Here is a 3377-nt window from a genome sequence, read left to right as displayed (position 1 = left end):
TCGCACGCGAGAACGCAGCATGGACCCAACTGCGCGCGGACCTGCGCGCAGGGTGCAAGGGGGAAGGCCGCATGAACATGAAATTCCTTGGAGCTGGCAAAACCGTAAGGGTATCGCACTCACGTGGCGATTGAGCAAGGCCAATCTGCAAGAAACACCGTCCAATCGACACAAAAAGCACACCCGGTCACACCTTGTAAGGCGCGGCTCAGCGGCACATGGCCAGCGCGCGCCGTCGATGTGTCCACGAGAGCCTGCGTGTTAACATTCGGGCCTCGTCCAGCCGCTATATTTGGAGCATCCATGCAGAGTTTGAAGACCGCTGCTTGTGCCGTGCCGTCCGGTTCCGCAGGCGCCTTGCCCGTGCGACTCGGCACGCCGCTAACCCCAGGCGCCACGCGCGTCATGTTGCTCGGAGCGGGGGAGTTGGGCAAGGAAGTGATCATCGCGTTGCAGAGGCTCGGTGTGGAGGTGATCGCGGTCGATCGATATGCCAATGCGCCCGGCCATCAGGTCGCGCATCGCTCGCATGTGATCGACATGACCGACGGCGCGGCGCTGCGCGCGCTGATCGAGGCCGAGCGGCCGCATCTGGTCGTGCCGGAAATCGAGGCTATCGCCACCGATACCCTCGCGGAGATCGAGGCCGAACAGCTCGCCGTCGTGATTCCGACCGCGCGCGCGACCCAGCTCACCATGAATCGCGAAGGCATTCGCCGTCTTGCCGCCGAAACCCTTGGCCTGCCGACTTCGCCCTATGCGTTCGCGCAATCGCTGGAGCAGATGAAAGCCGCTATCGACCAGATCGGTTTCCCGTGCGTGGTGAAGCCGGTGATGTCGTCCTCTGGGAAAGGGCAGTCGGTGTTGAAAAGCGCCGCCGATATCGAACCCGCCTGGCAGCACGCCATGGCCGGCGGGCGCGTAAATCACGGGCGCGTGATCGTGGAGGGTTTCATCGACTTCGACTATGAGATCACGCAACTCACCGTGCGCGCGGCCAGCCCGGAAACCGGCGAAACGCAGACGTATTTCTGCGAGCCGATCGGCCATCTGCAGGTGGCGGGCGACTATGTCGAATCGTGGCAGCCGCAACGCATGAGCCCGACCGCACTTGCCCGTTCGCGCGATGTCGCCGCGAAGGTGACCACGGCGCTCGGCGGTCGCGGCTTGTTTGGCGTCGAGTTGTTCGTTCGCGGCGACGATGTCTGGTTCTCCGAAGTCAGCCCGCGTCCGCACGACACCGGTCTCGTCACCCTCGCCACTCAGCGGTTTTCCGAGTTTGACCTGCACGCGCGCGCAATTCTCGGCTTTTCCGTCGATACCACGTTGCGCGCGCCGGGGGCATCGGCGGTGATATATGGCCAGCTCGACGAAGTGGGGATTGCGTTTGAAGGCGTCGCGGATGCGCTCGCCGTTCCCGAATCGGACGTGCGTCTTTTTGGCAAGCCAGAAAGCTTCGCGAAACGCCGCATGGGCGTGGCGGTAGCAACCGGTGCCGACACCGACCAGGCGCGGGAACGCGCGAAGCTGGCGGCATCGAAGGTAAGGCCCGTCTCCAGCCGGTGACGGGAAAACGTCCTCGCGGCCATTGGCGCGAGTGACATGGAGGCAAGCAAGTGAAATGGTGTGCAATGGTCGCGCTCAGCGCGACTCTAAGCGTGATGCTGGGCGGATGTGGCGTTGCGGCGGCCCCTTGCCGGGTGGCGTCGGCGGGGTTGAAGATGGTGCCTCTGGTCGGTCATCTGGCGGCCGCTCCGACGGATGCGTGCGCCGGCGTCATCGATCCTTGAGCGTGACAGTGCAAGGGTCGGGCGCGATGCGGCTTGATCGACGACCGCGCGGCGCCCCGGGTGGCGTGCGGTCCAAACGGTGCTGAAGATGTGATAAAGGAAACAAAGATGAAATCGGTTTTCGAACGAACCATTGCCGTGCTGACGGTGGCGTTGTGCACGATGTGCGCTACGAACTCGGTTTTCGCGATGCCGTTGACCGTGCCTCAACTCCAGGTCGCGACGACCAATGCCATACGGTACGTGTGCCGCGGCGGCAAGGCGCTGAACGTGGAGTATATGAACACGAAGAACAAGCAGAGTTTTGCGCTGCTGACCGTCGATAGCCGGAAGATGCTTTTCGTGAATGTGCTGGCGGGCTCCGGGGCGAAGTACGTGGCCGACCATTACACCTGGTGGACCAAGGGTCCGGAGGGTTCGCTCACCGACGACACCGCCGATGCCGATGCGCCGCCGATGCTCGCTGAGTGCCGGACGGGGAGGTAGGGCGGCTGGAACGGTGCTGCTGGCGGGAGGGCTCTATCCTTGCCCGACACTCAGCGCTAGCAGAACCACCCCAATCCCCGGCAACCGGGCCGCTTTCACCTTCCCTCGTTGCCCAGCGCGAAACCGTTGGCGGCGCCCACGACCGTGGCGGCGACAGTGCTACAATACCGGGCTTTCCCGCAGTGCGAACACCCGATCGAATGGCGCAGGCGGGGCGCAGGCGGGGGACAGACCGTAGTCCGGCGGCGCCTTTTCATGCCGCTTCCATTTTTGTTCCAGCTCGCGCGCTTGGCGCTTTCCCGGCGCCCTATCAGAAGTACTTAGGCTTCTTCTGCACTTAGCATCCGAACTACGCCATCCGGTTGTGTCAGGCCGGATCAAACGATGACTCGCAGCGTCGGAACCCTGCGTGTCGAAGCCAGCGCAACGATCGCCAGCCGTGGCCGATCTATTCGCGGCTTCTTCATCCAATGTCCCTGAGCGGTGGAATGACCGCTCGCGCGCCCCTCCGGCGCATTTTTAGCGAAAGCGAAAGCCACCAAGTCACCATGTCCGATCCAGTCGTCACGAACCCGTCCGCCGTTTCATCCGACGCCGCATCCGGGGCTGAGTCCGATACCGCGCTCCCGTCTACCGCTGCTACTGCCGCCGCTACGCCCGTTGTCGCAATGCCAGATGTCGAAACGGCCGTGCCCACATTCGACCAGTTCGGCCTTTCGCCCGACATCCTGCGAGCGGTGGTCGACTCCGGCTACACGATTCCCACGCCTATTCAGGCGCAGGCGATTCCCGTGGTACTGGCCGGCCGTGACGTAATGGGCGCCGCGCAGACCGGCACCGGCAAGACCGCGAGTTTTTCGCTGCCGATCATCCAGCGCCTGCTGCCCATGGCGAGCACGAGCGCGTCGCCGGCCCGGCATCCGGTGCGGGCGTTGATTCTCACGCCCACGCGTGAGCTTGCGGATCAGGTCGCGGCCAACGTGCAGGCCTATTCGAAACACACGCCCTTGCGCAGTACGGTGGTGTTCGGCGGTGTCGATATGAACCCGCAATCAGAAGCACTGCGGCGCGGCGTGGAAATCCTGATCGCCACACCGGGTC

At 63.9% G+C, this 3377-nt stretch carries 4 protein-coding genes; all 4 read left to right on the top strand.

Annotated elements, in window-relative coordinates; translation table 11 throughout:
* Positions 1-303: 303 nt before the first annotated feature.
* Complete coding sequence (gene purT, locus WCA53_RS20370; protein WP_423914885.1) at positions 304-1566, top strand: formate-dependent phosphoribosylglycinamide formyltransferase; 1263 nt, start codon at positions 304-306, stop codon at positions 1564-1566.
* 65 nt (positions 1567-1631) lie between these two features.
* Positions 1632-1790, top strand: coding sequence for a DUF6726 family protein (locus tag WCA53_RS20365; protein ID WP_423914890.1), 159 nt, complete (start codon positions 1632-1634; stop codon positions 1788-1790).
* A gap of 108 nt (positions 1791-1898) precedes the next feature.
* The gene (locus WCA53_RS20360) at positions 1899-2276 is read left to right on the top strand and encodes an MliC family protein (protein ID WP_423914882.1); all 378 of its coding nucleotides are present in this window, start codon (positions 1899-1901) and stop codon (positions 2274-2276) included.
* A gap of 668 nt (positions 2277-2944) precedes the next feature.
* On the top strand, positions 2945-3377 hold a 433-nt coding region (locus WCA53_RS20355; RefSeq protein WP_423914888.1), incomplete at its 3' end, for a DEAD/DEAH box helicase.

This window comes from Caballeronia sp. (assembly GCF_049581465.1).
Lineage (GTDB): Bacteria > Pseudomonadota > Gammaproteobacteria > Burkholderiales > Burkholderiaceae > Caballeronia.
Note: the sequence above shows the minus strand (reverse complement) of the source record. Positions and strands in the feature narration are given on the sequence as shown.

Excerpts from the sequence above, each read along its gene's own strand:
- purT (WP_423914885.1), top strand. The coding sequence starts at position 304 with ATGCAGAGTTTGAAGACCGCTGCTTGTGCCGTGCCGTCCGGTTCCGCA.
- WCA53_RS20360 (WP_423914882.1), top strand. The coding sequence starts at position 1,899 with ATGAAATCGGTTTTCGAACGAACCATTGCCGTGCTGACGGTGGCGTTG.
- WCA53_RS20365 (WP_423914890.1), top strand. The coding sequence starts at position 1,632 with ATGGTCGCGCTCAGCGCGACTCTAAGCGTGATGCTGGGCGGATGTGGC.